This is a genomic window from Bacillus sp. RC252 (assembly GCF_044909215.1).
Lineage (GTDB): Bacteria > Bacillota > Bacilli > Bacillales > Bacillaceae_G > Bacillus_A > Bacillus_A mycoides.
Genome location: NZ_JBIYDV010000008.1, coordinates 36,834 through 59,706, shown reverse-complemented (window position 1 = coordinate 59,706; position 22,873 = coordinate 36,834). Strand labels below are relative to the sequence as shown.

Genomic DNA, 22,873 nt, shown 5'->3' with positions numbered 1-22,873 from the left:
AGAGAGAAAAATGAGCGAATATTTATCAATTCAACACATTCAAAAACAGTTTGATGCATTTACAGCGTTAAAGGATATTTCTTTTACTGTGAAAAAAAATGAGTTTGTTTGTTTATTAGGCCCAAGTGGTTGTGGGAAAACGACATTGCTCCGAATTTTAGCGGGGCTAGAAGAGGCAACAACAGGTAGTATTGCTGTGAATGGAAAAGATATTACAGCATTACCACCTGGAAAGAGGAACTTCGGAATGGTTTTTCAATCGTATGCATTATTTCCGAATTTAACTGCACTTGAAAACATTGAATACGGCTTAAAAACAAAAAAATATGGAAAAGCAGAAGTAAAAGAAAAAGCGCTATTGGCGTTAGAACTTGTTGATTTGCTGAATGTAAAAGATAAATATCCTGCTCAAATGTCTGGTGGACAACAGCAGCGAGTAGCACTTGCACGTGCGCTCGCTCTGTCTCCCGATATTTTGTTACTTGATGAGCCATTATCTGCTTTAGATGCAAAAGTGCGTGAAAAGTTGCGCAGAGAAATGCGTGATTTGCAAGAAAAAGTGGGAGTAACAACTATTATGGTAACGCATGATCAAGAAGAGGCATTAACGATGGCTGATAAAATTGTTGTAATGAATCATGCGGAAATTATGCAGATTGGAACACCAGAGGAGATTTATCAAAGACCAGCCAATCCGTTTGTGGCAGATTTTATTGGTTCTATTAATTTCTTTTCGAAAAATAACGAAGAACATGCAATTCGTCCTGAACATGTAACAGTTGTACAAAATAATGGTATTAAAACAGTTGTAGAAAGCATGGAATTTCGCGGTTCTGTATACCGGACGGAAGTGCGGGTCATAGAAGAGAAAACACACCTTTATAATGAGAAAATTGTAGTGGATATATTGGCATCAGAAGTAGAGGAAACTGCTATTAGAAAAGGAAAGCCAATTCAAATCTCTTTCTCAGAAAATCATATGTTGTCATATGGAAAGAAGGTCATTGTATAGATGGAGATGTTAGAAAACTTTAAGGTAGAAAGTACAAAAAAAAAGATTAAGAGACGTATCGGTAAAGAAGAGTGGATACAAAGACTATTAATTATTGGTATGCTTCTTTCATTTTTTATCATGCTTGTATTGCCTTTATTACAACTGTTTACACAAGCCTTTTATGATAAAGATGGAGCTTTTGTTGGTGTTGCGAATTTCAGTAAATATTTCACAACACCAACGCTAGTTCAATCATTACAAAATACGATATGGATTTCGGGCGCTACAACAATTATTTCGGTTACACTCGCTTTCGCTTACGCATATGCGATCGCTCGTACAAATGTTTTTGGAAAGCGCGTATTTCAATACATAGCATTATTACCATTATTCGCACCAACGATGATGCACGGTATTGCGCTTACATATTTATTTGGTAATCAAGGGTTAATAACAAAAGGGATGTTTGGTTTATTTGAAGGAATACAAATACCGTTATACGGACCAGTAGGAATTGTAATGGCTGAAGTTATGTATACATTTCCGCAAGCATTCCTTATTTTATTAATTGCTCTCCAAGGTTCTGATTATCGTTTATATGAAGCTTCTAATATGTTGGGTGCAAGTAAAGTGAAACAGTTTCTTACGGTTACTTTACCTAGTGTGAAATACGGATTAATTAGTGCGATGTTCGTTGTATTTACACTTAGTTTCACTGATTTTGGGGCACCTAAAATTGTTGGAGGACAATATAACGTACTTGCTACTGACGTATATAAGCAAGTAATTGGACAGCAAAATATGTCCATGGGCGCAACTGTCGGAATGATTTTATTGATCCCAGCTATTTTCGCATTTGCAGTTGATCGTATTACGCAAAGAAAACAGGCGAATCTTTTATCTTCAAAAGCAGTACCTTACAGAATAATAAATAATAAGAAAAGAGATGTTATTTCATTCGTATATTGTAGCGTAGTCACGTTCATGATCATTCTTTTATTTGTGGCAGTTGGTATTGCTGCAAGTGTGAAAGTATGGCCCTATAATATGAGCTTTACACTTGAGCATTTTAATTTTTCAAGTTTGACAGGAGACGGACTTGAAGCGTTTAAAAATAGTGTAATTGTCTCAGCCGTTACGGCAGTTATCGGTGCGATTTTAACATTTGTGTTCGCTTATGCGATTGAAAAAATAGAACAGCTACATTTTTTCAGAAAAGTAGGCTACTTTTTTTCTATTGTACCGTTAGCGATTCCTGGATTAGTACTTGGATTAGGATATGTCTTTTTCTTCAGTCAACCAACAATTCAAATTCTAGGACTTTCAGTAACAAATCCGTTTCATTCCTTATATGGCACAATTGCTGTTTTAGTATTAGTAAATATCATACATTTTTACTCTGTAACGTTTGTTACCGCAACGACTGCTTTAAAGAAACTGGACCGAGAGTTTGAACTTGTTTCACAGTCGATGAGTGTACCATTCTATAAAGCTTTCTTTCGAGTAACAGTACCGATGTGTTTACCAGCTATTTTAGAAATGGTTATGTACTATTTCGTAAATTCAATGGTAACTGTATCGGCAGTAGTGTTCTTATACGCGGCTGATTTTAAACTAGCTGCTGTATCAATTGTAAATATGGATGATGCAGGAAATGTAGCACCAGCAGCTGCAATGAGTGTACTTATTGTTGTTACAAATATTGTAGTGAGGGTTGTATATGAATGGGGAACGAAAGCACTTCGTAACCGAACGTCACAATGGCAAAAAAGATAAGTAAGAAGGGTGATGGATAGAATGAAAATTGAAGCAGTTATTTTTGATTGGGCAGGTACGACAGTTGATTACGGATGTTTTGCACCATTAGAAGTATTCATGAAGATTTTTCATAAACGCGGTGTTGAAATTACAGCAGAAGAAGCTCGTAAACCAATGGGGTTATTGAAGATTGATCATGTTAGGGTATTAACGGAAATGCCCCGTATTTCGAATGAGTGGAAGCGTGTCTTCGGACAATTACCAACAGAAGAAGATATTCATGAGATGTATGAAGAGTTTGAAGAAATTCTCTTTGCTATTTTACCGTACTATGCCACGCCAATTGATGGGGTAAAAGAAGTGGTTTCTTCACTACGTGAAAGAGGTATTAAAATTGGATCAACAACTGGTTATACGAGAGAAATGATGGACATTGTTGCAAAAGAAGCAGAAATACAAGGGTATAAACCTGATTTTCTTGTGACGCCAAATGATGTTCCAGCAGGTCGTCCATATCCGTGGATGTGTTATAAAAATGCGATGGAACTCTGTGTATACCCAATGAATCATATGATAAAAGTTGGAGACACCGTGTCAGATATGAAAGAGGGCAGAAATGCTGTAATGTGGACAGTTGGTGTAATCCTCGGTAGTAGTGAGCTCGGTTTAACGGAAGAGGAAGTTGAGAATATGGATCCGTTAGAGCTTCGTGAAAAAATAGAAGTAGTTCGTAATCGTTTCATTGAAAATGGGGCTCATTTTACAATTGAAACGATGCAGGAGCTCGAAAACGTAATTGAACATATCGAGAAACAAGAACTTATTATTTCATAAAGGGGGGCACACGATCATGAATGAAAATCACTATTTATTATTAACACCAGGACCATTAACGACAACAAAAACTGTAAAAGAAGTTATGTTATACGATTGGTGTACGTGGGATGTTGAATATAACACGATGGTGCAAGATGTAAGAAATAGGCTTGTATCGTTAGCGACAAAGGAAGAAGAAAAGTACACAACAGTTTTAATGCAAGGAAGCGGTACGTTTTCGGTTGAAGCAGTAATTGGTTCTGTTATTCCTAGAAACGGAAAGCTGCTAGTTTGTACAAATGGTGCGTATGGTAAGCGGATTGTACAAATGGCAGAGATGTTACATATAGATGTGGTGGTCAGTCAAACAGAAGAGTGGGAGCCCACTAATATTGCAGAAGTAGAACAGTTATTACAACAAGATAAAGAGATTACGCATATTGTAGTTGTTCATTGTGAAACAACTACAGGTATTATTAATCCAATTGTAGACGTATGTAAATTGGGAAAACAATATGGAAAAGTTACACTGGTTGACGCAATGAGTAGTTTCGGTGGTATTGAAATAGATATCGCTGAGTTGCAAATTGACTTTCTAATTAGTAGTGCGAATAAATGTATTCAAGGTGTTCCCGGATTCGGTTTTGTCATCGCAAATCGTGATGAACTATTGAAATGTAAAGGACAAGCTCGTTCTTTATCATTAGATTTATATGATCAGTGGGAAACGATGGAAGAGCAAAATGGGAAATGGCGCTTTACTTCACCTACACATGTTGTACATGCTTTTTATCAGGCATTGCTTGAATTAGAAGAAGAAGGCGGGGTAAGAGCCCGTTACAATCGATATTATAGCAATCAAAAACTACTAGTGCACAAAATGAATGAAATAGGCTTTAAGCCATTAGTAGATGAAAAATATCAATCTCCTATTATTACATCTTTCATTTATCCAGAAGCAGGATTTGAATTTTTGCAGCTATATAATGAATTAAAGCGATATGGATTTGTTATTTATCCAGGTAAAATTTCGAAAGTAAATACGTTCCGCATTGGAAATATCGGTGATGTACATGAAGACGATATTAATCGCTTAGTTGATTGTATTGCTAAAGGGGTTGTTATAGGGTGAAAGTATTTTGCTTAGGTGGAGCAGGTAAAATTTGTCGTGAAGCAATTTTAGATTTAGTTCAATTTTCATCTTTTGAGACGATTACGGTAGCCGATTTTAATGAAGATGAAGGCCGAAAAGTAGTAGAGTGGTTAAATGATCCTCGTGTTGATTTTGTGAAAGTCGATGTGACAAATCATGAGGATACGGTCGCAAAAATGAAGGGCTATAACATTGTAATGGATGGTACGACGATAAAGTTAAATGGATTGTCTACTCGCTGTATCGCAGATGCCGGTTGTCACGGTGTGAACTTAAATGGATTTGGTGAAGAAAATGAATCCCACTCTAAATTTGTTCAACATGGAACAACATGTTTACCTGGGTTTGGTATGACACCAGGTGTAACGCAAATGATGGCCATGTATGCAGCAAATCAGTTAGATACTGTAGAGTCAGTTCGAGTAAGTCATGGCTCGTATCGTCCAATTGCTTTTTCTGCATCAATTACAGAGACAACGACATATGAATATGATCCACATTTGCCGACGCGTACAGTGTATGAGGAAGGTGAATTTAAGCAAGTACCTCCGTTTGCGCGCCCGAGAGAAATTGAATTACCAGCACCTTACGGAAAAACAATGCAATATATAATCCCGCATTCAGAAACGATTACGTTAGCGAAGGCACTGGAAGATAAAGGTGTACAACTTATTGAAACAAGAGGAACTTGGCCAGAGCAAAATATGCAGCTCGTTCGTGCTTTATATGATTATGGTATATTGCGTAATGATCAAATTGAAATAAACGGTAAAGAAATTGGTATTATGGATTGTATTTCGAAGTATCTATTAAAATCGAAAGAAGGACAAGCAACAGAGCTTTATGGTTATGCACTTCATGTAGAAGTAGTAGGTATGAAAAATAATCAAAAACAAAGGCATGTGTTATACCATACGCATCCGCTATCTGACGGTTCTGTAGTAGGTTGGGAGAAATTAAGGGCCTATACAAGAAATGTTGGTATCCCATTTGGAATCGCTACAGAGTTAATTGCAAAAGGAGTAGTTAATAAAGTCGGTGTTATTACTCCTGAAGAAGCTTTCGAAAATCCACAAATTATTTTTGACGAACTAGAAAAGCGCGGTATTTATATTCATGAAGAGATTTTCACTGAAAAAGAAAATTATAACTTTGTATAAGTAAGACAGTTTATGAGGTAGATATAAATGGGGTGAGGCTATGTCTGTAGTAGGTGAAGAGAGAAAGAGGACAATTCTTGAGAAGGTAGAGTTTAAAGGAAAAGTAAAAGTTTCAGAATTAGCGAGAGAGTTCGCAGTATCAACAGAGACGATTCGTCGGTATTTAGAAGAATTAGATCGTGAAAAAAAATTGAAGAAAGTGTACGGTGGAGCCGTTCAACTTCCGGGAGCTGGGATAGAGGCACCGATGTTAGAACGAGAGATGCTGCATATAGAAGAGAAGAAAAGAATTGGGTATAAAGCAGCAACGTTTGTGGAAGATGGAGATGTTATTGCGATTGATGATGGAAGTACACCACTTCAAATGGTGCCATATCTTGTTCATCGTAAAAATTTAACGATTGTAACAAGTTCATTTCCGGTAGCAACACAATTAATTTCTTCTATTAATAAAAAGATGTTTCACGGTGAAGTTTTATTTATAGGCGGGAAAGTATCCCCAAAACATTCACGTGTGTCGGGGTCTATTTCACAGCAAGTAATTCATCAATTTCATTTTCATAAAGCATTCGTTTCGATTGATGGGTTGTTGCAAGGTTTTGGGGTTTCTAGCTTTGAATTAGAAAAGGCGAAACTGTCAGAAGCGATGATGAAATTAGCTGAGAAAACGTATATTTTATGCGATCATACAAAGGTAGGCGTAAAAGGGAACTACCGAATAGCAGGATTTTCTCGTATTCAACATATTATTTGTGATAAGAAAATGCCCTATAGTTTTGAAGAAGAAGTCAAAAAGCATAATATTCAATGGACAGTTTGCTAAATGAATTGAATACGTTTAGACTCCCACCTGATTTTTAGGTGGGAGTTTTACTAGCAGCAAGTAAAAAAATAAAAGCTTTGTATTTATGCAAAAAGTGGACACATTTTCTCATCTCGTTCATATAATTTACCAATACAAAAAAAGTTGGTCGAAGGAAAGAAGGGAAAGTATGTCGGAACGGATATATAATAAACTTGTATTGTATGCAAACATTTTGCAAAAAATTGGTGTTATTAATGAAAAAGAAAAAAGTGAAATCCTTCATACGATAGGCAAAAAAGCCCTTTGAGTAAAGGGTTTTTTATTTTTTATCTATGGAAATATAAACTTAATGTAATATTCTTATTGACAATGATAATGAGATTCATTATCATTTATTATGTTAGTAATTGATAGTAATTATCAATTGAAATATATATAAGATAAGGGGATATTATTTTGAAAAAAAGTTATATTAAAGCTCTAGTAGTAGCAACAACATTAGCTATTCCATTTGCTGCGTATTCTACTCCAGCGTTAGCAGCAATAAAAATTGAAGCAAACCAGTCGGTAGCAGCAGCCAGTGATCGCACGTATGATACTGAGATTAAAATATATAAGGATCAAAAAGATGAGCCATCTATGGTTTCTCAGTACATAAAAAATCCTAAAGTAGCAATTAAAGACGGGAAAAAAATCGTTACTGTAACAATACAAGATAGCGATTATTTTCAATATCTTAGAATAGAGGATAAAAACCAACCTGGTGTATTTCAAGATGTGAAAGTTTTATCAGAAGATAAGAGGAAAAATGGAACGAAAGTAGTCCAATTTGAAATTGGCGAATTTGAGAAGAAGCATAATATGCAAATGCATATACTTATTCCGGCCATCGGATATGATCACAAATATCAAGTTCAATTTGAAATTAAAGATCCAACTGTAGGCGAAAAAGATACAGAGAAACCAGATGATAACTCTAATTCAGGCAATACGGAAACGGATCATCCAGTTGATAGTCAAAATATGATAACAGATAACAAATTAAGAGAACTTGTTAATAAAAAAGTATTTAATCGAAAAGATTTAAATACACCAATTACGAAAGAGGAGTTATTACAAGTAAAGGACTTGTTTTTAAACACGAATGAGATTCTGGATTATAGTGCATTAAAATATATGCCAAATTTAAAATCTTTAACAGTTGCGAATGCGAAGATAACAGATCCGTCGTTCTTTGCGAATTTAAAGCAATTAAATCATTTAGCTTTGCGTGGTAATGAATTTTCAGATGTAACACCACTTGTTAAGATGGATAATTTAGAATCTCTTGATTTGAGTAATAATAAAATTACAAATGTTGCACCACTAATTGAAATGAAAAATGTAAAAAGTTTATATCTATCAGGCAACCAAATAGAAGATGTAACAGCATTAGCGAAAATGGAACAACTAGATTACTTGAATTTAGCAAATAATAAAATTACGGACGTTGCTCCATTAAGCGCGTTGAAAAATGTAACATACTTAACTTTAGCTGGTAATCAAATTGAAGATATTAAACCGTTATATTCATTACCTTTAAAGGACTTAGTATTAACGCGTAATAAGGTTAAAGATTTATCGGGTATTGATCAAATGAATCAATTAAATAAATTATTTATCGGGAAAAATCAAATTGAAGATGTGACACCACTTGCTAAAATGACTCAGCTTACAGAATTAGATTTACCTAATAATGAGTTAAAGGATATTACTCCATTATCAAGTCTAGTAAACTTACAAAAGCTTGATTTAGAGGCAAATTATATTTCAGACTTAACACCAGTTAGCAATTTGAAAAAGTTAGTATTTCTAAGTTTTGTGGCAAATGAAATCCGCGATGTGAGACCAGTTGTGGAACTAAGTAAGACAGCTTACATTAATGTTCAAAATCAAAAAGTCTTTTTAGCGGACACAGAAGTAAATAAAGAAGTGAAAGTACCTGTATACGAAAAAGATGGTAAAATCTCTACAAAAATTCGTTTGAAGAGTGAAGATGGTACGTATAGTAACGATGTAGTTAAGTGGAGTACACCAGGTGAGAAAGTATATGAATTTGGTGTGAAAGACCCATTTGTAGATACAGGAATCTTCTTCACAGGATCTGTTATTCAAAATGTAGTAGAAAGTAAAGAGGACAATCCTTCTAAAGAAGACGAGAAAATAGAAGCAGTAATAGAATTTAATGATGTGCCGAAAGGACATTGGTCAGAGACAGCAATTAACTATTTAGCGAAAGAAGATATTTTTAAAGGATATGGAAATGGTAAATTTGGATTTGGGGATAATATTACTCGTGGACAAGTTGCGTCTTTAGTACAAAGGTACTTGAAATTAGAAAGTAAAGTAGAGCAGAAAGAGATGTTTACTGATACGAAAGGGCATATGTTTGAGCAAGATATTGCTACAGTTGCACAAGCTGGAATTATGCAAGGAGATGGTACAGGTAAGTTTCGTCCAGAAGGAGTATTAACTAGGTACGAGATGTCAGTAGTATTACAAAAAGTATTTCAGTTAAATGAAAATAATTTGGAGAACTTTACAGACGTACCAACAGGTCATTGGGCAGCAGGATATGTGAAAGCATTAGTGGATAATAATATATCAAAAGGTGACGGGAATGGGAACTTTTTAGGGGATGATTTCGTAACACGTGAGCAATATGCGCAATTTCTGTATAAGGCAATAAAAAAATAATAAATGAGAAAAATACGTTATTCTTTAATAAGAAGAATAACGTATTTTTTATATGTACAAAATCAAGTGCTAAATAGACAGGAGTGTTTACATGTGATAGGCCTATTTTTCCGATAGGTGCTGAAACTATATTGACAAAAAGGCATTCTCGTGTGATAATTCAATTAAATTTTTAGAATAATCAAAAAACATTCCTTTTATATAGAAAGGATTTGAACATTATATTAATATTACGCCGGGGGTGACGAAATGTTATTTTTTCTGAAAAAATGGAACGAATTAAAAGATGTGAAAGCAGAATTGGCACTTCGCGATTGGTTTTATGGTACGAAAATTAGTTTATCGATGTGTACGTCAAAAGAGCCATTAACATTTTTAGTGAATGTAGAGGGAAGAGATAAAGGGGTATTTTCTGAAGAAGATTTTATTGTCGTAAATTGCATGTGTGAGCCAGTATTTGAAAACGAAGAAAAACCAGCTATAGAGTCATTTATGCATGCGGATATTTATAAAAAAAGTAGTGCAGAATGCATTTTACAAGTACAGACTGTAGATAGTCATTTAATGTCAGAGCTATATGGGAAAGAAGGAGAAGTAACATTCGAAAAACGTAGTGTGGAACGTGTTTTTGGAAAAGATGGTATTACAGAAATGACAATTCCAATTGTAGAAGATGAAAAGAAATTCGCTAATTTATTAGAAAATAATGTTCCGAATTTTATTGAAGGTGGAGGAGTAGTCCTTGTTCATAATTACGGAATGATCGTGTGGGGGAAAACTCCAGAAGAAGCGAAAAAATGGTTGGAAGGTATAGAGTATTTAATGAACTATCACGTAAAGCTTTTAATGATAAAAGGGGCAAAAAGTTCTGTTATATAAAGATGTATTCACAGAGATTACCATTCTATAAAAATGAAAGCGTTTTAAAAAGAAATTTCACTCATAAAATATAGGTCTCCTTATTATATATAGATTACATGTTGACATGTAAGGAGGAACATATTTTGCGAGTTAAATATCATTTTCTGCCAAAACAGCAGGTGACATTTTGTAAAACGAATGATTCTGGTGAAAAGGCGTTACAAATTATGAATGAAACGGGATTTCGCGCAATCCCTGTATTAGCAGAAAATGAGAAGGAATTCACGGGGATTATTTATAAAGTAGATCTTTTAGAAAAGAAGTGTAATAGCAGATTAGAGGATGTAAGTACAGAAGATGTACTGGAAAATCCAAATTCGTTTATTTTTGAAAAGGATTCTTTTTTTAGAGCTTTTTACGTTATTCGTCGTCTCCCGTTTTTAGCGGTTTTAAATGAGTATAATGAATTTGTCGGCATTTTAACACATTCTAATGTATTTGATGTTATTGAGGATTCGTTCGGTATGCGGACGGGTGGTTATATATTAACAATTGCAACACAAGATTGTAAGGGAACAATTAAAGAGCTTGGGACATTATTAAAAGCATATAATATCGGTGGGCTGTTTACGCTTGATAATGGTGATCAATATATTCGCCGTGTTATCGTAAATATATCGGATGAGTTAAATGAAAAAAAATTAAAGCAATTAATTGAAAAGATAGAGAAAAAGGGATTCAGGGTGAGTCATGTAGATTATATTTAAGTTGAAAAGGAAAGGTACCTATCTGCTATACGTAGATAGGTACCTTTTTTAGTGCGAGAAATGAATCTTATTTTGAAACAGAAGGTGGAGATAACGCTAAATCAGATAAAAAAATAAAGTCTGCATGCTCACGAATTTTAGGAATAGAAGTTTCGATAATACGTGATGTAATTTCACCTGGAGCCCCAACGTGTCCGATAGCTACCATAATGGGTTTGTCTTGGATTTTTTTTATGAGTAATTGTGCTTGTTTTGAAATGTGACTTACCGTATATACATCATCAAAAAATAATTGGTTTTCAATAATAGGCACGCCTAATTCTTTACCGATTTTTGGGACAACACTATTAGGGTTTGTTTTACTATCTAAATAAAATAAACCGTGTTTTTTACAGGCAGAAAGTATAAGACGTACAATCCTTTCATCAGCGGTTACTTTTGATCCCATATGATTGTTCATTCCTATTGCATGAGGTATTTCTTGAATTGCTTGTTCGAGTCGTTTGTTTATTTCTTCATCGCTTAAATCTGTTGTAATCGCTTTTGGTCCAAGCCACTCTTTTTTTCCTCTAATTGGTTCCATTGGCATATGTATAATAACTTCATGCCCTTTTTTATGGGCAGCTATTGCGTCTTGTTTAGTAGAAGGAAGAAATGGCATAACAGCAACAGTGAGTGGAATTGGAAGTGATAACATCTTATCTGTGCCTTTCATATTATTGCCGAAATCATCGATGACAATAGCAACCTTATTCGTATGAGCGTTTGCTTGAATAGGAAAGAAGAAGAAGGGTATGAACAGGGTGAAGACGAGAAATGCAATGGTATATTTGCGCATATAAATATTTCCTTTCTATTTTATCCCGCTATTTGCGGGCAGTAAGACTCCCACCTCAAAATTCGGCTGGAGCAAAGAAGTTAGGTGGGAGATCCACTGCCCGTAAGCGCTCGATTGGTGAAGGCTAATAATTAGTGGGGGATGAACAAAATCCCCACTAATTCAAGTTTCACTTTATCAATCATCATTATGTTTTGCGTTTTTACATAAATTAAACAAAAAATGTCGAAGAAAAGTACATTGAAAATAGAGAATCCACTGTTTACTGAGTATTCACAAAAAAGAAGATGAAAAAAATGTCTATTATTGCGAATGTATTTACAAAGATAGAATAATTTGTAATAATTCTCAAAGTGAGGGTAAAGATTTGTAAATTACAGGGGAAAAATGTTAAATTTTCTGATTCTTCAATTTTAAATAGGATTAAGTGTTTAAAGGGCTAAAGTAGAAGAGGCGTTGAGAGTATTGAAGAAAAATAAGGGGGATATGGATGTTTACTGTAAAAAGGAAGTACACATTAGAAAAGCTTTCGCATGATATTCATATGAAACGTGAAGAAATGATTCATTTAGGATTAACAAGTGGGTTAAATAGTATGGAGACAATTCAAGTTAGTCAAGAATTGGACAAGCTTATCGTACAGTATCAGCGTTACAAAGAAAAACAAACACCGAAATGGTTTTCAATTATAAAGGTTCCTATTTTTCAAATTGGGTATGAAGGGAAATCAAATAATTTTTGGAGAATGTTTGTAGCTGGTTTTATGAAATAAGTATAATTACCCTTTTAAGATAAGGATAATTATACTATGTGTAATGGAATCTCTATATGAACTGTCGTTCCTTTGTTTTCTTTACTATCAATAAATATATGCCCATTGTACATCTCTACAATTCGTTTACATATAACAAGCCCAAGACCTGTTCCAGTATCTTTATTAGTAAAGAACGGATGAAAGAGGTGTTTTTGAATATGTTTAGGAATCCCTTTTCCAGTATCAATAATTTGCAAGTGTGCGTGTTTTTCGTTGTTTGTTACTACAATGGTTAATGTATCACCAGAAGCCATGGCTTCAATTGCATTTTTTGTAATGTTTAAAACCACTTGTTTCATATGGTCTTTTGAGCAACGTATATGAACAGGGTGGTCTGGCAAATGTAAATGAAATACAATGTTATGTAGATTCGCTTCAGATTGGATAATTAATGATACCTCATTAAGAATCGTTCTTACATCATATGTTTGTTCAGTGATGGCAGTTGGTTTTCCAAGAATAAGAAATTCGCTTACAATTTCATTAATCCGTTCTATTTCTTGTTCGATTACGGAAAAGTAGAACTGATCCTGTTCATCTTTATATTTCTCTTTTAACAGAGCAACGAGTCCTTTAATTCCAGTAAGAGGGTTACGGATTTCATGAGCTGTACTAGCTGCAAAAGTTCCAACCAATTCAATTTTTTGTAGTTCATTTTGTTGTCTTTCTAGTTTTGTTTGACGTTTTAATAACATATATTGAGCAAGTAAAAATAAAATAGACATTAAAAATAAAGTAGCTATACACTCTATTGAAACTAACTGGTATAAAGTTTGTTGATGAATAGGTAACGGAGAAACAGAGACTTTCCAATTTAATCTTTGGAGTGGGGTAGTAAGCATGTTAGAATACCCATCGCTTGTTTCGTTATTATCATCGGTTAGAAAAACTACATCATGTTTATCAGTCACTTCGAAATGATATTGTGGTTTAATAGCATTTAAAGAGGCTGAAATGTAGTCAAAGCGTAAACTTGCTAATAATAATCCTGAGAGTTCCTTTTGTCTATTAAATATTGGAGACGCAATCATAATAGCTTGATGTCCAAGAACGCGATCTGTAATAACTGATGATACAGTTGTTTTCTTAGATTGCAATGCATCTTGGATGTATTGGCGGTCAGAAACGTCAATAGGCGGCGAATCGCCTTGGGATGCGAGTGTAATCATCCCATCTGTCGTAGCGTAATATAGACCGGAAAAACGTTGATCATTTCCATCGGTATCATGTACAATCTGTTTAATCCCATTGATGTTGCCAGTTTCGGTCCCTACGACTTTTGCGAGCATTTCTAAGGCAGATATAGCTTCACCAAGGTGATGGTCTAAATAGTCTCTATATAAAAAGAGAACAGTGTGAGCAGATAGTTTGTTTGCCTGTTTCATTTGATAAGTGTGATATGAAAAAAATGTGGCACCAATCCCTATCGTTGGCAGTATAACAAGCAGTATGTAAAAAACTATGCTTTGTAATTTGACTTTCAAATTTGGTACTCCTTCTTTTTTTATTATCATTATATATAAACTATGTTAAAATTGTCATGTTTTTATTCAAGAATCATTTGCATTACATTAGGGAAAGGAAAAGGAATGAGTGAATATTCATTCGGAAGTTGTAATGAGGTGCTACGTTGCTTTTCTTTTTGTTGCGGAGAATTTAAGTGAAGGGTTGAAATGGTATGACATCAAATAATGAGCGAGAAGACATTTCTCAATCTTTAAAAGTATTTATTGCATTATCCCGTGTACATCGTTCTGTTATGGATACTACAAATAAATCCATACAAAGTAACGGATTAAATCCAACTGAGTTTGCTGTATTAGAATTACTATATCATAAAGGAGGCCAACCACTTCAGCAAATCGGTGAGCGTATTTTAATAGCTAGTGGCAGCATTACATACGTTGTAGATAAGCTAGAGAAAAAAGGGCTTGTAAAACGAATTCCATGTCCAAATGACAGGCGTGTTATTTATGCACAATTAACGGAGTCTGGAGAGAGCTTTATTGCTTCTATTTTTCCAGGTCATGAGCAAGTTATATATCAGTCTTTTGAAATGTTAACGAAGGATGAGAAGGATGAATTACTCGAGCTATTGAAAAAAATTGGAAAGTATGAAAAATGATGATATGTTCTAAAGGAGCTTTGGATAAAGAAATCCAAGGCTTTTTTGCATATAAGCAAGATGGAAGCTGCCGAATTTTGTTGAAAACTAAGAGGGGATTTGGGAATAAGTATTGAATTATAGTAAAGGTATACATAACGGAGAGGGGGCTTGTTCATGTCATTTAAAGACTATGAATATAAACGGCCAAATATTGAAGAATTAAAAGGGAAATTTACTGTTGCTTTAGAGAAATTTGATAACGCAAAAACTGTAGAAGAACAAAAACAAGTTATCAATTCAATTAACGAAATTCGTAATGATTTTGGTACAATGGGGAACCTTTGTTACATTCGTCATTCTGTTGATACGACAGATGCCTTTTATAAGGATGAGCAGGATTTCTTTGATGAATTCTCTCCAGTTGTACAAGGGTATGGTACAAAGTATTATAATGCGTTAATTCATTCTCCATTCCGCGAAGAATTAGAGGCGTATTATGGAAAGCAATTATTTGCTCTTGCGGAGTGTGATTTGAAAACATATTCTGATGAAGTCGTGAAAGATTTACAATTAGAGAATAAACTGTCTTCACAATATACACAGTTATTAGCATCTGCAAAAATTGACTTTGCAGGAGAAGAAAGAACGTTATCGCAACTTATTCCATTTATGCAAGGAAAAGAAAGAAGTGAACGTAAAGCAGCAAGTGAAGCATACTACGGATTTTTAGCTGAGAAAGAGGAAGAGTTAGATCGCATTTATGATGAGCTTGTTAAAGTGAGAACGAAAATCGCAAAAACACTTGGTTTTAAAAACTTTGTTGAATTAGGATATGCAAGAATGTATCGTACAGATTATAATGCTGAAATGGTAGCGAACTATCGTCAGCAAGTATTAGATTATATCGTTCCGGTTGCAACCGAGTTAAGAAATAGACAAAAAGCACGCATTGGTGTAGAAAAGCTCGCTTATTATGATGAAAACTTTGAGTTTGCTACAGGTAATCCAACTCCAAAAGGCGATGCCGATTGGATTATTAATCACGGGAAAACGATGTATAAAGAATTATCAGCTGAAACAGATGAATTTTTTAATTTCATGCTCGATAATGATTTATTAGATTTAGTTGCGAAAAAAGGAAAAGCTGGTGGTGGATATTGTACATATATCGAGAATTATAAAGCGCCATTCATCTTCTCAAACTTTAATGGAACGTCTGGTGACATTGATGTGCTAACACATGAAGCAGGCCATGCTTTCCAAGTATATGAAAGTCGTAAGTATGAAATTCCAGAATATAATTGGCCAACATATGAAGCGTGTGAAATCCATTCAATGAGTATGGAATTCTTTACATGGCCATGGATGAAGTTATTCTTTGAAGAAGATGCGGATAAATATTATTTCTCACACTTAAGTTCAGCACTTCTATTTTTACCGTACGGTGTATCTGTAGATGAATATCAACATTATGTATATGAAAATCCAGAAGCATCGCCAGCAGAACGTAAGTCAGCATGGCGTAACATAGAGAAGAAGTATTTACCACATCGTGATTATGAAGATAATGATTATTTAGAGCGTGGTGGTTTCTGGCAACGTCAAGGTCATATTTATAGCTCACCTTTCTACTATATTGACTACACGTTAGCTCAAATTTGTGCACTGCAATTTTGGAAACGTGCAAGAGATAATAGACAAGAGGCTTGGGAAGATTATGTGAATCTTTGTCAACAAGGTGGAAGTAAATCATTCTTAGAATTAGTAGAGGTTGCAAATTTAACATCACCATTCGCTGAAGGGTGTGTAAAAAGTGTAATTACAGAAATTGAAGCGTGGTTACGTGCTGTTGACGACACAAAATTGTAAAAAAACATGCACTTTTTTCCTATGTTTAACATCGACATAATAGAAAAATGATGAGATAATAAAAGAAAATTCAGAATTATTTTAGGGGTGTTTCTAATGGGGAGCGCCCCTTTTCACCAACAAAAGGGGGGAAAGCACTATGCTTCAATCTAATATGGATGTTAGTTTAGAAACTTTAGTCCACTCATTACAGTCTACACGAAGCACGCTGTTATCAGAAATTGAAATGTTAAATGATACGGAGGTGAATGTAAAGCCACGCCGTGATAAATGGAGTATTATTCAAATTTTGCATCATTTGCATTTAGTTGAACAGTCTGTCACATCTGCCCTTGTATATGCTTTGCAAAAAAAAGAAAGAAAACTTGCTCCATTTAAAGACCTCCAACTTACGCTTGATCGTACACATAAAAGGGAAGCTCCTCAACAAATGAAACCAACAGAAACATTAATGAAAAAACTGCAAGGAATTCAATTACTTGAACATTCACGACAAGAATTATTACATGCCCTTCATAGTGTAATAGATGAAAAAGAATTATTTGAAAATGGATTAAAACATCCTATTTTTAATGATTTGAATTTATATCAATGGGTTCAATTTCTAGATTTACACGAACAAAGACATCTTACACAGCTAAAAGAAGCGAAACATGCAATTTTACAGCGTTAAAATGAAAGAAGTGGGGAACCGCTTCTTTTCTTTTTTACTCATGCATAGTTTTCTTTCTCATTTTGGAATACTACATGGAGAAAAGAAGGAGTTGAAAAGCATGTCAAAGAAAAAGAGAGAAGAAGAGCGCGCCTGGAAAGCTCGGAAAGAAAATCAAAAGCCACATGGGAAAGTGAAAGCTTTTGCAGAATTAGTTGAAGGAACAGAAAAAACGTGATGAAGTTCATCACGTTTTTTGTATGAGTGGGAAAGTTAATAAGAAGGTTGTACCTGTCCCTTTTTCGCTTATAATATCAATCTTTCCATCCATTGCTTGAATGACGCTGAAGACGACCATCATTCCGAGTCCGGTCCCTTTTTCTTTCGTTGAGTAGAAAGGTGATCCAAGGCGTTTTATTTGTTCTTGATCCATACCAACTCCTGTATCTTTTATATATAATTGTATATGTTTATGGTCTGGAACTAATGTAAGAATAAGGTCGCCACCTGTAGGCATAGCCTCAATACAATTTTTAAAAATATTTAATAAACATTGGTTCAGTTTTTGCTTTTCGCCAGCGATAAAGAAAGATGTACTTTGTTTTATATAATTTATACGAACATTTGCTAAATTGGCGAGAGGTGTGATCAAAGACAACGCATGAAGTAATTCTTCCTCTACTTGTAATTGTTGTTCTTTTTCAATACTCGGTTTTGCAAAAGTTAAGTAGTCTGTAAGAACGTGATTTGCTTGTTCGATACCATTAATGGCTATGTCGATATATAATTTTCGTTCTTTCTCAGAACATGCATCTGACTGTAAAAGTTGTAAAAAACCTTTCGTTGCAGTTAAAGGATTACGAATTTCATGAGAGATAGAAGCTGCCATTTCGCCGATTAAATGAAATTTCTCAGCGTTCATAAGTTCATTTTGGAGACGAACTTGCATTTGTAATATGTGTAGTAAATATAAAATAAGGATCGTACCAATCATCGTACATAGTTCGTACACAATGATATGTGGTATATAATCTGCCTCATTTGTAACACTTGCAAGGAAAAATGGTATCCAACCAAATCCATAAGTAAGACTGTAAAAAATAGCAAGTGTTATTTTTATATGATTAGAACTTCGATTAAAAAATTTGTATGTTAATAGTAGAACAATAAATAGGAGAATAGAAGCGATAAAGGATGGAAATGCACCTATTCCTCCCAATAAAAAGCGATAAATGTTTAATACAGCTAAAATAGAACCACCAGCAATAGGCCCTCCCGTTAACGTGCCGACAATTAATACGATATGTCGCATGTCGAACTGAAAACCATTATTTGTTTTTGCTGCGAAAGTGATACATAGTATGGTAGCGAGGCAACACAATACAATAAATATGGCTGAATTTAATTTAGGAGATCGTTTCCCTTTCTGATTCCAAAATAAATGATATACGAGCATTGTAACGAGAATAGATAATATATTTAAAAAGAGGTAAATAATAAAGAGTTCCAGTGGGATGCCTCCTCTCTTCTAACATTAAATTAATCATACTATAAAATGAAATAAATGAAATGCGAAATAGCGGAAAAAATCAGAAATTTTTTCTGGTAGTATACAATATGTTACAATAATCTTTGTCAATGAAAGAAGAAATTCCGTGCACTGCATGGGAGAGGTTCGCGAACTCCCTCTATAAAAAACTATGGAAACAACAATATCATTAGGTATTGTTTTGTTTTTTTATTGTGACAGTTCAAGAACGTTCTTTCTTCTTATTCGTAGTAGAGAAGGAGAATGAGTGAAATGAAAAAAGAAAAAGCAGTTGTTGTTTTTAGTGGTGGACAAGATAGTACAACATGTTTATTTTGGGCGATACAGCAGTTTGAAGAAGTGGAAGCTGTAACATTTAACTACAATCAACGTCATAAATTAGAAATTGATTGTGCAGCGGAAATTGCGAAAGAGCTAGGAATTAAACATACGATACTAGATATGAGCCTATTAAATCAACTTGCTCCAAATGCGTTAACGAGAACGGATATGGAGATTACACATGAAGAAGGTGAATTGCCATCAACATTTGTAGATGGACGAAATTTACTATTTTTATCATTTGCGGCTGTATTAGCAAAACAAGTTGGAGCACGTCATATTGTAACGGGTGTATGTGAAACTGATTTCAGTGGTTATCCAGATTGTCGTGACGTGTTTGTGAAATCATTAAACGTTACATTAAATTTATCTATGGATTATCCGTTTGTTATTCATACACCACTTATGTGGATTGATAAAGCAGAGACATGGAAACTATCTGATGAACTTGGAGCATTTGAGTTTGTTAGAGAAAAAACATTAACATGTTATAACGGAATCATTGGTGATGGTTGCGGTGAATGTCCAGCATGTCAACTTCGTAAAGCGGGATTAGATACGTATCTACAAGAACGCGAAGGAGCGAGCAACTAATGGATAACTTTTTTGGATTTCGCATCGTAGAAAATTTGCAAAAAATGGACAAGGATATTCAGCGTGAACAACTCAAATATCATAATAAAAGAGTAATGGTCAGCAAGGAATTTACATTTGACGCAGCGCACCATTTACACTGCTATGAAGGGAAATGTAAAAATTTACATGGACACACATATAAAGTCGTATTTGGAATTAGCGGATATGTAAATGAAATAGGCCTTGCAATTGACTTTGGAGATATAAAAGAGATTTGGAAAAATGAAATAGAAATTTATTTAGATCATCGTTATTTAAACGAAACATTGCCAGAAATGAATACGACTGCTGAAAATATGGTCGTTTGGATTTATGAAAAGATGGCAGAAGCATTAACGAAAGATAATCGTGCGAACGAATATAAGGGAGCTCGTGTTGAATTTGTTCGTCTTTTTGAGACGCCGACTAGTTATGCGGAAGTAAGACGGGAGTGGATGCTCGATGAGTAAAATCCCCGTCTTAGAAATATTTGGCCCAACCATTCAAGGAGAAGGGATGGTTGTAGGACAAAAGACAATGTTTATCCGTACAGCGGGCTGTGATTATAGCTGTGCTTGGTGTGATTCTGCTTTTACATGGGATGGATCGGCCAAAGATCAAATTAAACAAATGACACCGGAAGACATTTGGAATGAGCTTGTAGAAATTGGTGGAGAAAATTTTTCTCATGTTACGATTTCGGGTGGAAATCCTGTTTTGCTGAAAAATATGCAATTTCTTCTTTCTATATTAAAGGAGAATGGAATGCGAACAGCGGTAGAAACGCAAGGGAGTAAATGGCAAGATTGGTTGCTTCAAATTGATGAGGTAACGATTTCTCCAAAACCACCAAGTTCAACTATGAAAACAGATTTTCAGATGTTAGATTCTGTTATTCATAAACTAGCAGGGAAAGATTTTAGTTTAAAAGTAGTAGTATTCGATGATCAAGATTTTGAATATGCAGTTAAGATGCACGAGCGTTATCCGAATGTACCATTTTTCTTACAAGTAGGGAATGATGATACGAAAACAGTGGATGATGCGGTGCTTATAAAAAAACTATTAGAAAAATATGAGTGGCTTATTGAAAAAGCTGTGAATTGTAAAGAAATGAATGATGCGAAAGTACTGCCTCAGCTTCATGCGTTAGTATGGGGAAATAAACGAGGGGTATAATGAGAAGGGATGTTTAAAATGGCAGGAAGATTAGATGAAGATTTAAAAGATGTAACATTATTAGGAAATCAAAATACAAAATATTTATTTGAATATAGCCCGGAAATTTTAGAGGTATTTGATAATAACCATCCAAATCGTGATTACTTTGTAAAATTCAATTGTCCTGAATTTACAAGTTTATGTCCGAAAACAGGACAACCAGATTTTGCAACAATTTATATTAGCTACATTCCAGAACAAAGAATGGTAGAGAGTAAATCTTTAAAGCTATATTTATTTAGCTTCCGAAATCATGGTGACTTCCACGAAGATTGCATGAACGTTATTATGAATGATTTAATTAAATTAATGGATCCACGCTATATTGAGGTATGGGGGAAATTTACACCACGTGGTGGTATTTCAATCGATCCTTACTGTAACTACGGCCGCCCAGGAACTAAGTATGAGAAAATGGCAGACTACCGCATGATGAATCACGATTTATATCCAGAAAAGATCGATAATCGTTAATATAGAAAGAAAGGATCTGTATGATATACAGATCCTTTCTTTCTATTATATTATGCATGTTGATTAATGACAGTATAGTTTTTATGGCTTACAACTGTAAGAGGTTCCATATCTAGTTCTCTAAAATTCTCCATAATTGTTATATCAACAATAACGGAGTTTTGATTTACCTTTTGAACACGGCCTTGCATTCCACCTTTAAATTCAATGATATCTCCAGTTTCTGCGATCTGCATAAGCAACTCTCCTTGTTCCAGTTTTCCCAAAAAAAGAATAATTTGGGCTTTTTTATTTCTTCTTATTTTGAACTATATTTACTACTTTGTAAATGTTTCCAAAGTAAAAATTCGAAAAATATTCACTTTTTGTAAGAAAATATGTAAAAAATATTGTTTAGGAGAAGAATGATGAAAATGCATACATCTTTATACGGGAGTATAATAAAAGATACAATGACCTACTAAAGTGGGAGGAATTAGGGGATGGAAAATGATGTTTGAAGTTGTGGGGAGCTTTATAGCGATTTTATTATTTTTATTTTCATATATACAGTTGAAGAAAGTGCGTCATCATGAAACAACTACATATTTTGATGGACTGGATGGTGTGCACACTTCGATAACACATGATAGTGGTGGGGATATATAACTTTCTTTTTATGCATGGTATGATGGCAATAAGAAATAGTACGTAATATAGTTCGTAAGTGATGAATGGGGAGTGGAAAGAATGCGAATTTCTTTTATTCGTCATGGTCGTTTGGACAGTACTATAGAGCCAATGACAATTATTTCATTTCGTGAATGGATGAAGCAATATGATTTAGGGACTACAGTAAAAGAAACTCCTATACCAATTGAAACAATTGAGGCGATGGAATCAGCGAAACTGGTTGTAACGAGTGATCAAAGGCGCGCTGTACAGTCAGCGGCTGAGTTATTGGATTCCCTATCTTTTGTGCAAAATCCTCTTTTTAGGGAAGCTGAAGTTCCAACGAGTTTTTATGCTCCAAAATGGTTGAAATGTAAACCGAATGTATGGATGTTTATTGGACGTACACGATGGATAGTTGGTTATAGTAAAGAGGTTGAGTCTTATAAGGAAGTACGAGAAAGAGCAAGGCAAGCCGCTAATATGTTGCACCGCTATGCGCTCGTACATGGACATATTGCCCTTGTAGGTCATAGTTATTTTAATGCGATGATTGGGACTGAACTGAGGGCAATGGGGTGGTCTGGTTCGCCTATTTTCCATAAGAAGCCATGGGGATGTACAACGTATACATTTCATGAGGCGATGGATGGAAATGTATTAAATACAAAATTAATTTAAAAGAGGCTGTCCCTTTGGCAGCCTCTTTCTC

At 34.6% G+C, this 22,873-nt stretch carries 24 protein-coding genes and 1 riboswitch; of the genes, 20 read left to right on the top strand and 4 right to left on the bottom strand.

All coding sequences use genetic code 11. The features are described from left to right. The first annotated feature begins 10 nt into the window (after positions 1-10). The 9 genes from ABH960_RS13350 to cbpA all read left to right on the top strand — a co-directional run bounded on the left by ABH960_RS13350 (position 11) and on the right by cbpA (position 11,050). Complete coding sequence (locus ABH960_RS13350) at positions 11-1,012, top strand: putative 2-aminoethylphosphonate ABC transporter ATP-binding protein (protein ID WP_212935314.1); 1,002 nt, start codon at positions 11-13, stop codon at positions 1,010-1,012. Further along, positions 1,013-2,770: a putative 2-aminoethylphosphonate ABC transporter permease subunit gene (locus tag ABH960_RS13345; RefSeq protein ID WP_404445685.1), complete on the top strand. Its 1,758-nt coding sequence runs from the start codon at positions 1,013-1,015 to the stop codon at positions 2,768-2,770. 21 nt (positions 2,771-2,791) lie between these two features. Then, the gene (gene phnX / locus ABH960_RS13340; RefSeq protein WP_404445682.1) at positions 2,792-3,586 is read left to right on the top strand and encodes a phosphonoacetaldehyde hydrolase; all 795 of its coding nucleotides are present in this window, start codon (positions 2,792-2,794) and stop codon (positions 3,584-3,586) included. 16 nt (positions 3,587-3,602) lie between these two features. After that, the gene (gene phnW / locus ABH960_RS13335; protein WP_404445679.1) at positions 3,603-4,700 is read left to right on the top strand and encodes a 2-aminoethylphosphonate--pyruvate transaminase; all 1,098 of its coding nucleotides are present in this window, start codon (positions 3,603-3,605) and stop codon (positions 4,698-4,700) included. Continuing rightward, on the top strand, positions 4,697-5,881 hold the full coding sequence (locus tag ABH960_RS13330) for a saccharopine dehydrogenase family protein (protein ID WP_404445676.1): 1,185 nt from the start codon (positions 4,697-4,699) through the stop codon (positions 5,879-5,881). Before phnW ends, ABH960_RS13330 begins: the two co-directional genes overlap by 4 nt. A 40-nt stretch (positions 5,882-5,921) precedes the next feature. Next, positions 5,922-6,704 (top strand): DeoR/GlpR family DNA-binding transcription regulator, encoded by a 783-nt coding sequence (locus tag ABH960_RS13325; protein ID WP_002030497.1) that lies wholly within the window; start codon positions 5,922-5,924, stop codon positions 6,702-6,704. 438 nt (positions 6,705-7,142) lie between these two features. After that, positions 7,143-9,422, top strand: a complete 2,280-nt coding sequence (locus ABH960_RS13320; protein ID WP_404445673.1) for an NEAT domain-containing leucine-rich repeat protein — start codon at positions 7,143-7,145, stop codon at positions 9,420-9,422. Between the two features lie 249 nt (positions 9,423-9,671). Further along, complete coding sequence (locus ABH960_RS13315) at positions 9,672-10,301, top strand: class II aldolase/adducin family protein (RefSeq protein WP_002011549.1); 630 nt, start codon at positions 9,672-9,674, stop codon at positions 10,299-10,301. A 125-nt stretch (positions 10,302-10,426) separates the two neighbouring features. After that, positions 10,427-11,050, top strand: a complete 624-nt coding sequence (gene cbpA, locus ABH960_RS13310; RefSeq protein WP_002140932.1) for a cyclic di-AMP binding protein CbpA — start codon at positions 10,427-10,429, stop codon at positions 11,048-11,050. 67 nt (positions 11,051-11,117) lie between these two features. Here cbpA and ABH960_RS13305 read toward each other — a convergent pair whose 3' ends face one another. Then, positions 11,118-11,888 (bottom strand): divergent polysaccharide deacetylase family protein, encoded by a 771-nt coding sequence (locus ABH960_RS13305; protein ID WP_404445669.1) that lies wholly within the window; start codon positions 11,886-11,888, stop codon positions 11,118-11,120. A 490-nt stretch (positions 11,889-12,378) separates the two neighbouring features. Between ABH960_RS13305 and ABH960_RS13300 the strand changes: the two genes are divergently transcribed. Further along, positions 12,379-12,660 (top strand): aspartyl-phosphate phosphatase Spo0E family protein, encoded by a 282-nt coding sequence (locus ABH960_RS13300; protein WP_002011543.1) that lies wholly within the window; start codon positions 12,379-12,381, stop codon positions 12,658-12,660. A 29-nt stretch (positions 12,661-12,689) separates the two neighbouring features. On the opposite strand, the gene ABH960_RS13295 is transcribed toward ABH960_RS13300, so the two are convergent. Continuing rightward, positions 12,690-14,186: a DUF3149 domain-containing protein gene (locus ABH960_RS13295; RefSeq protein WP_404445666.1), complete on the bottom strand. Its 1,497-nt coding sequence runs from the start codon at positions 14,184-14,186 to the stop codon at positions 12,690-12,692. A 194-nt stretch (positions 14,187-14,380) separates the two neighbouring features. On the opposite strand from ABH960_RS13295, the gene ABH960_RS13290 reads away from it, so the two are divergent. The 4 genes from ABH960_RS13290 to ABH960_RS13275 all read left to right on the top strand — a co-directional run bounded on the left by ABH960_RS13290 (position 14,381) and on the right by ABH960_RS13275 (position 17,568). Further along, positions 14,381-14,827 (top strand): MarR family winged helix-turn-helix transcriptional regulator, encoded by a 447-nt coding sequence (locus ABH960_RS13290; RefSeq protein WP_002011538.1) that lies wholly within the window; start codon positions 14,381-14,383, stop codon positions 14,825-14,827. A gap of 156 nt (positions 14,828-14,983) precedes the next feature. Then, positions 14,984-16,678 (top strand): M3 family oligoendopeptidase, encoded by a 1,695-nt coding sequence (locus ABH960_RS13285; RefSeq protein ID WP_113936979.1) that lies wholly within the window; start codon positions 14,984-14,986, stop codon positions 16,676-16,678. A gap of 139 nt (positions 16,679-16,817) precedes the next feature. After that, the gene (locus ABH960_RS13280; protein ID WP_002030551.1) at positions 16,818-17,351 is read left to right on the top strand and encodes a DinB family protein; all 534 of its coding nucleotides are present in this window, start codon (positions 16,818-16,820) and stop codon (positions 17,349-17,351) included. Between the two features lie 100 nt (positions 17,352-17,451). Next, positions 17,452-17,568: a DUF6254 family protein gene (locus tag ABH960_RS13275; protein ID WP_000038354.1), complete on the top strand. Its 117-nt coding sequence runs from the start codon at positions 17,452-17,454 to the stop codon at positions 17,566-17,568. 9 nt (positions 17,569-17,577) lie between these two features. Here the strand turns inward: ABH960_RS13275 and ABH960_RS13270 are convergent, their stop codons facing one another. Next, on the bottom strand, positions 17,578-18,786 hold the full coding sequence (locus ABH960_RS13270) for an ATP-binding protein (protein WP_113936980.1): 1,209 nt from the start codon (positions 18,784-18,786) through the stop codon (positions 17,578-17,580). 208 nt (positions 18,787-18,994) lie between these two features. Continuing rightward, positions 18,995-19,038: riboswitch (PreQ1 riboswitch) on the top strand. 93 nt (positions 19,039-19,131) lie between these two features. On the opposite strand from ABH960_RS13270, the gene queC reads away from it, so the two are divergent. The 4 genes from queC to queF are packed head-to-tail and all read left to right on the top strand — an operon-like array spanning position 19,132 to position 21,510. Continuing rightward, entirely contained in the window at positions 19,132-19,794 is a 663-nt protein-coding gene (queC, locus tag ABH960_RS13265; protein ID WP_002086813.1) for a 7-cyano-7-deazaguanine synthase QueC, read from the top strand. Then, on the top strand, positions 19,794-20,285 hold the full coding sequence (queD, locus tag ABH960_RS13260; protein ID WP_002011526.1) for a 6-carboxytetrahydropterin synthase QueD: 492 nt from the start codon (positions 19,794-19,796) through the stop codon (positions 20,283-20,285). The genes queC and queD overlap by 1 nt, the downstream gene beginning before the upstream one ends. After that, positions 20,278-20,994, top strand: coding sequence for a 7-carboxy-7-deazaguanine synthase QueE (gene queE / locus ABH960_RS13255; RefSeq protein WP_002086811.1), 717 nt, complete (start codon positions 20,278-20,280; stop codon positions 20,992-20,994). Before queD ends, queE begins: the two co-directional genes overlap by 8 nt. An 18-nt stretch (positions 20,995-21,012) precedes the next feature. Continuing rightward, positions 21,013-21,510: a preQ(1) synthase gene (gene queF / locus ABH960_RS13250; RefSeq protein WP_002086808.1), complete on the top strand. Its 498-nt coding sequence runs from the start codon at positions 21,013-21,015 to the stop codon at positions 21,508-21,510. A gap of 50 nt (positions 21,511-21,560) precedes the next feature. Here queF and ABH960_RS13245 read toward each other — a convergent pair whose 3' ends face one another. Then, a complete protein-coding gene (locus ABH960_RS13245; protein ID WP_002064385.1) occupies positions 21,561-21,746 on the bottom strand; it encodes a YkvS family protein in 186 nt (61 codons plus the stop codon). 253 nt (positions 21,747-21,999) lie between these two features. On the opposite strand from ABH960_RS13245, the gene ABH960_RS13240 reads away from it, so the two are divergent. Then, positions 22,000-22,158: a hypothetical protein gene (locus ABH960_RS13240; protein ID WP_033706566.1), complete on the top strand. Its 159-nt coding sequence runs from the start codon at positions 22,000-22,002 to the stop codon at positions 22,156-22,158. An 81-nt stretch (positions 22,159-22,239) separates the two neighbouring features. Next, positions 22,240-22,842, top strand: coding sequence for a histidine phosphatase family protein (locus tag ABH960_RS13235; protein ID WP_404445657.1), 603 nt, complete (start codon positions 22,240-22,242; stop codon positions 22,840-22,842). Positions 22,843-22,873: the final 31 nt, after the last annotated feature.

Coding starts and splice junctions, on each gene's coding strand:
- ABH960_RS13350 (WP_212935314.1), top strand. CDS start 11: ATGAGCGAATATTTATCAATTCAACACATTCAAAAACAGTTTGATGCA.
- ABH960_RS13345 (WP_404445685.1), top strand. CDS start 1,013: ATGGAGATGTTAGAAAACTTTAAGGTAGAAAGTACAAAAAAAAAGATT.
- phnX (WP_404445682.1), top strand. CDS start 2,792: ATGAAAATTGAAGCAGTTATTTTTGATTGGGCAGGTACGACAGTTGAT.
- phnW (WP_404445679.1), top strand. CDS start 3,603: ATGAATGAAAATCACTATTTATTATTAACACCAGGACCATTAACGACA.
- ABH960_RS13325 (WP_002030497.1), top strand. CDS start 5,922: ATGTCTGTAGTAGGTGAAGAGAGAAAGAGGACAATTCTTGAGAAGGTA.
- ABH960_RS13315 (WP_002011549.1), top strand. CDS start 9,672: ATGTTATTTTTTCTGAAAAAATGGAACGAATTAAAAGATGTGAAAGCA.
- ABH960_RS13305 (WP_404445669.1), bottom strand. CDS start 11,888: ATGCGCAAATATACCATTGCATTTCTCGTCTTCACCCTGTTCATACCC.
- ABH960_RS13300 (WP_002011543.1), top strand. CDS start 12,379: ATGTTTACTGTAAAAAGGAAGTACACATTAGAAAAGCTTTCGCATGAT.
- ABH960_RS13290 (WP_002011538.1), top strand. CDS start 14,381: ATGACATCAAATAATGAGCGAGAAGACATTTCTCAATCTTTAAAAGTA.
- ABH960_RS13285 (WP_113936979.1), top strand. CDS start 14,984: ATGTCATTTAAAGACTATGAATATAAACGGCCAAATATTGAAGAATTA.
- ABH960_RS13280 (WP_002030551.1), top strand. CDS start 16,818: ATGCTTCAATCTAATATGGATGTTAGTTTAGAAACTTTAGTCCACTCA.
- ABH960_RS13275 (WP_000038354.1), top strand. CDS start 17,452: ATGTCAAAGAAAAAGAGAGAAGAAGAGCGCGCCTGGAAAGCTCGGAAA.
- ABH960_RS13270 (WP_113936980.1), bottom strand. CDS start 18,786: ATGCTCGTATATCATTTATTTTGGAATCAGAAAGGGAAACGATCTCCT.
- queC (WP_002086813.1), top strand. CDS start 19,132: ATGAAAAAAGAAAAAGCAGTTGTTGTTTTTAGTGGTGGACAAGATAGT.
- queD (WP_002011526.1), top strand. CDS start 19,794: ATGGATAACTTTTTTGGATTTCGCATCGTAGAAAATTTGCAAAAAATG.
- queE (WP_002086811.1), top strand. CDS start 20,278: ATGAGTAAAATCCCCGTCTTAGAAATATTTGGCCCAACCATTCAAGGA.
- queF (WP_002086808.1), top strand. CDS start 21,013: ATGGCAGGAAGATTAGATGAAGATTTAAAAGATGTAACATTATTAGGA.
- ABH960_RS13245 (WP_002064385.1), bottom strand. CDS start 21,746: ATGCAGATCGCAGAAACTGGAGATATCATTGAATTTAAAGGTGGAATG.
- ABH960_RS13240 (WP_033706566.1), top strand. CDS start 22,000: ATGATGTTTGAAGTTGTGGGGAGCTTTATAGCGATTTTATTATTTTTA.
- ABH960_RS13235 (WP_404445657.1), top strand. CDS start 22,240: ATGCGAATTTCTTTTATTCGTCATGGTCGTTTGGACAGTACTATAGAG.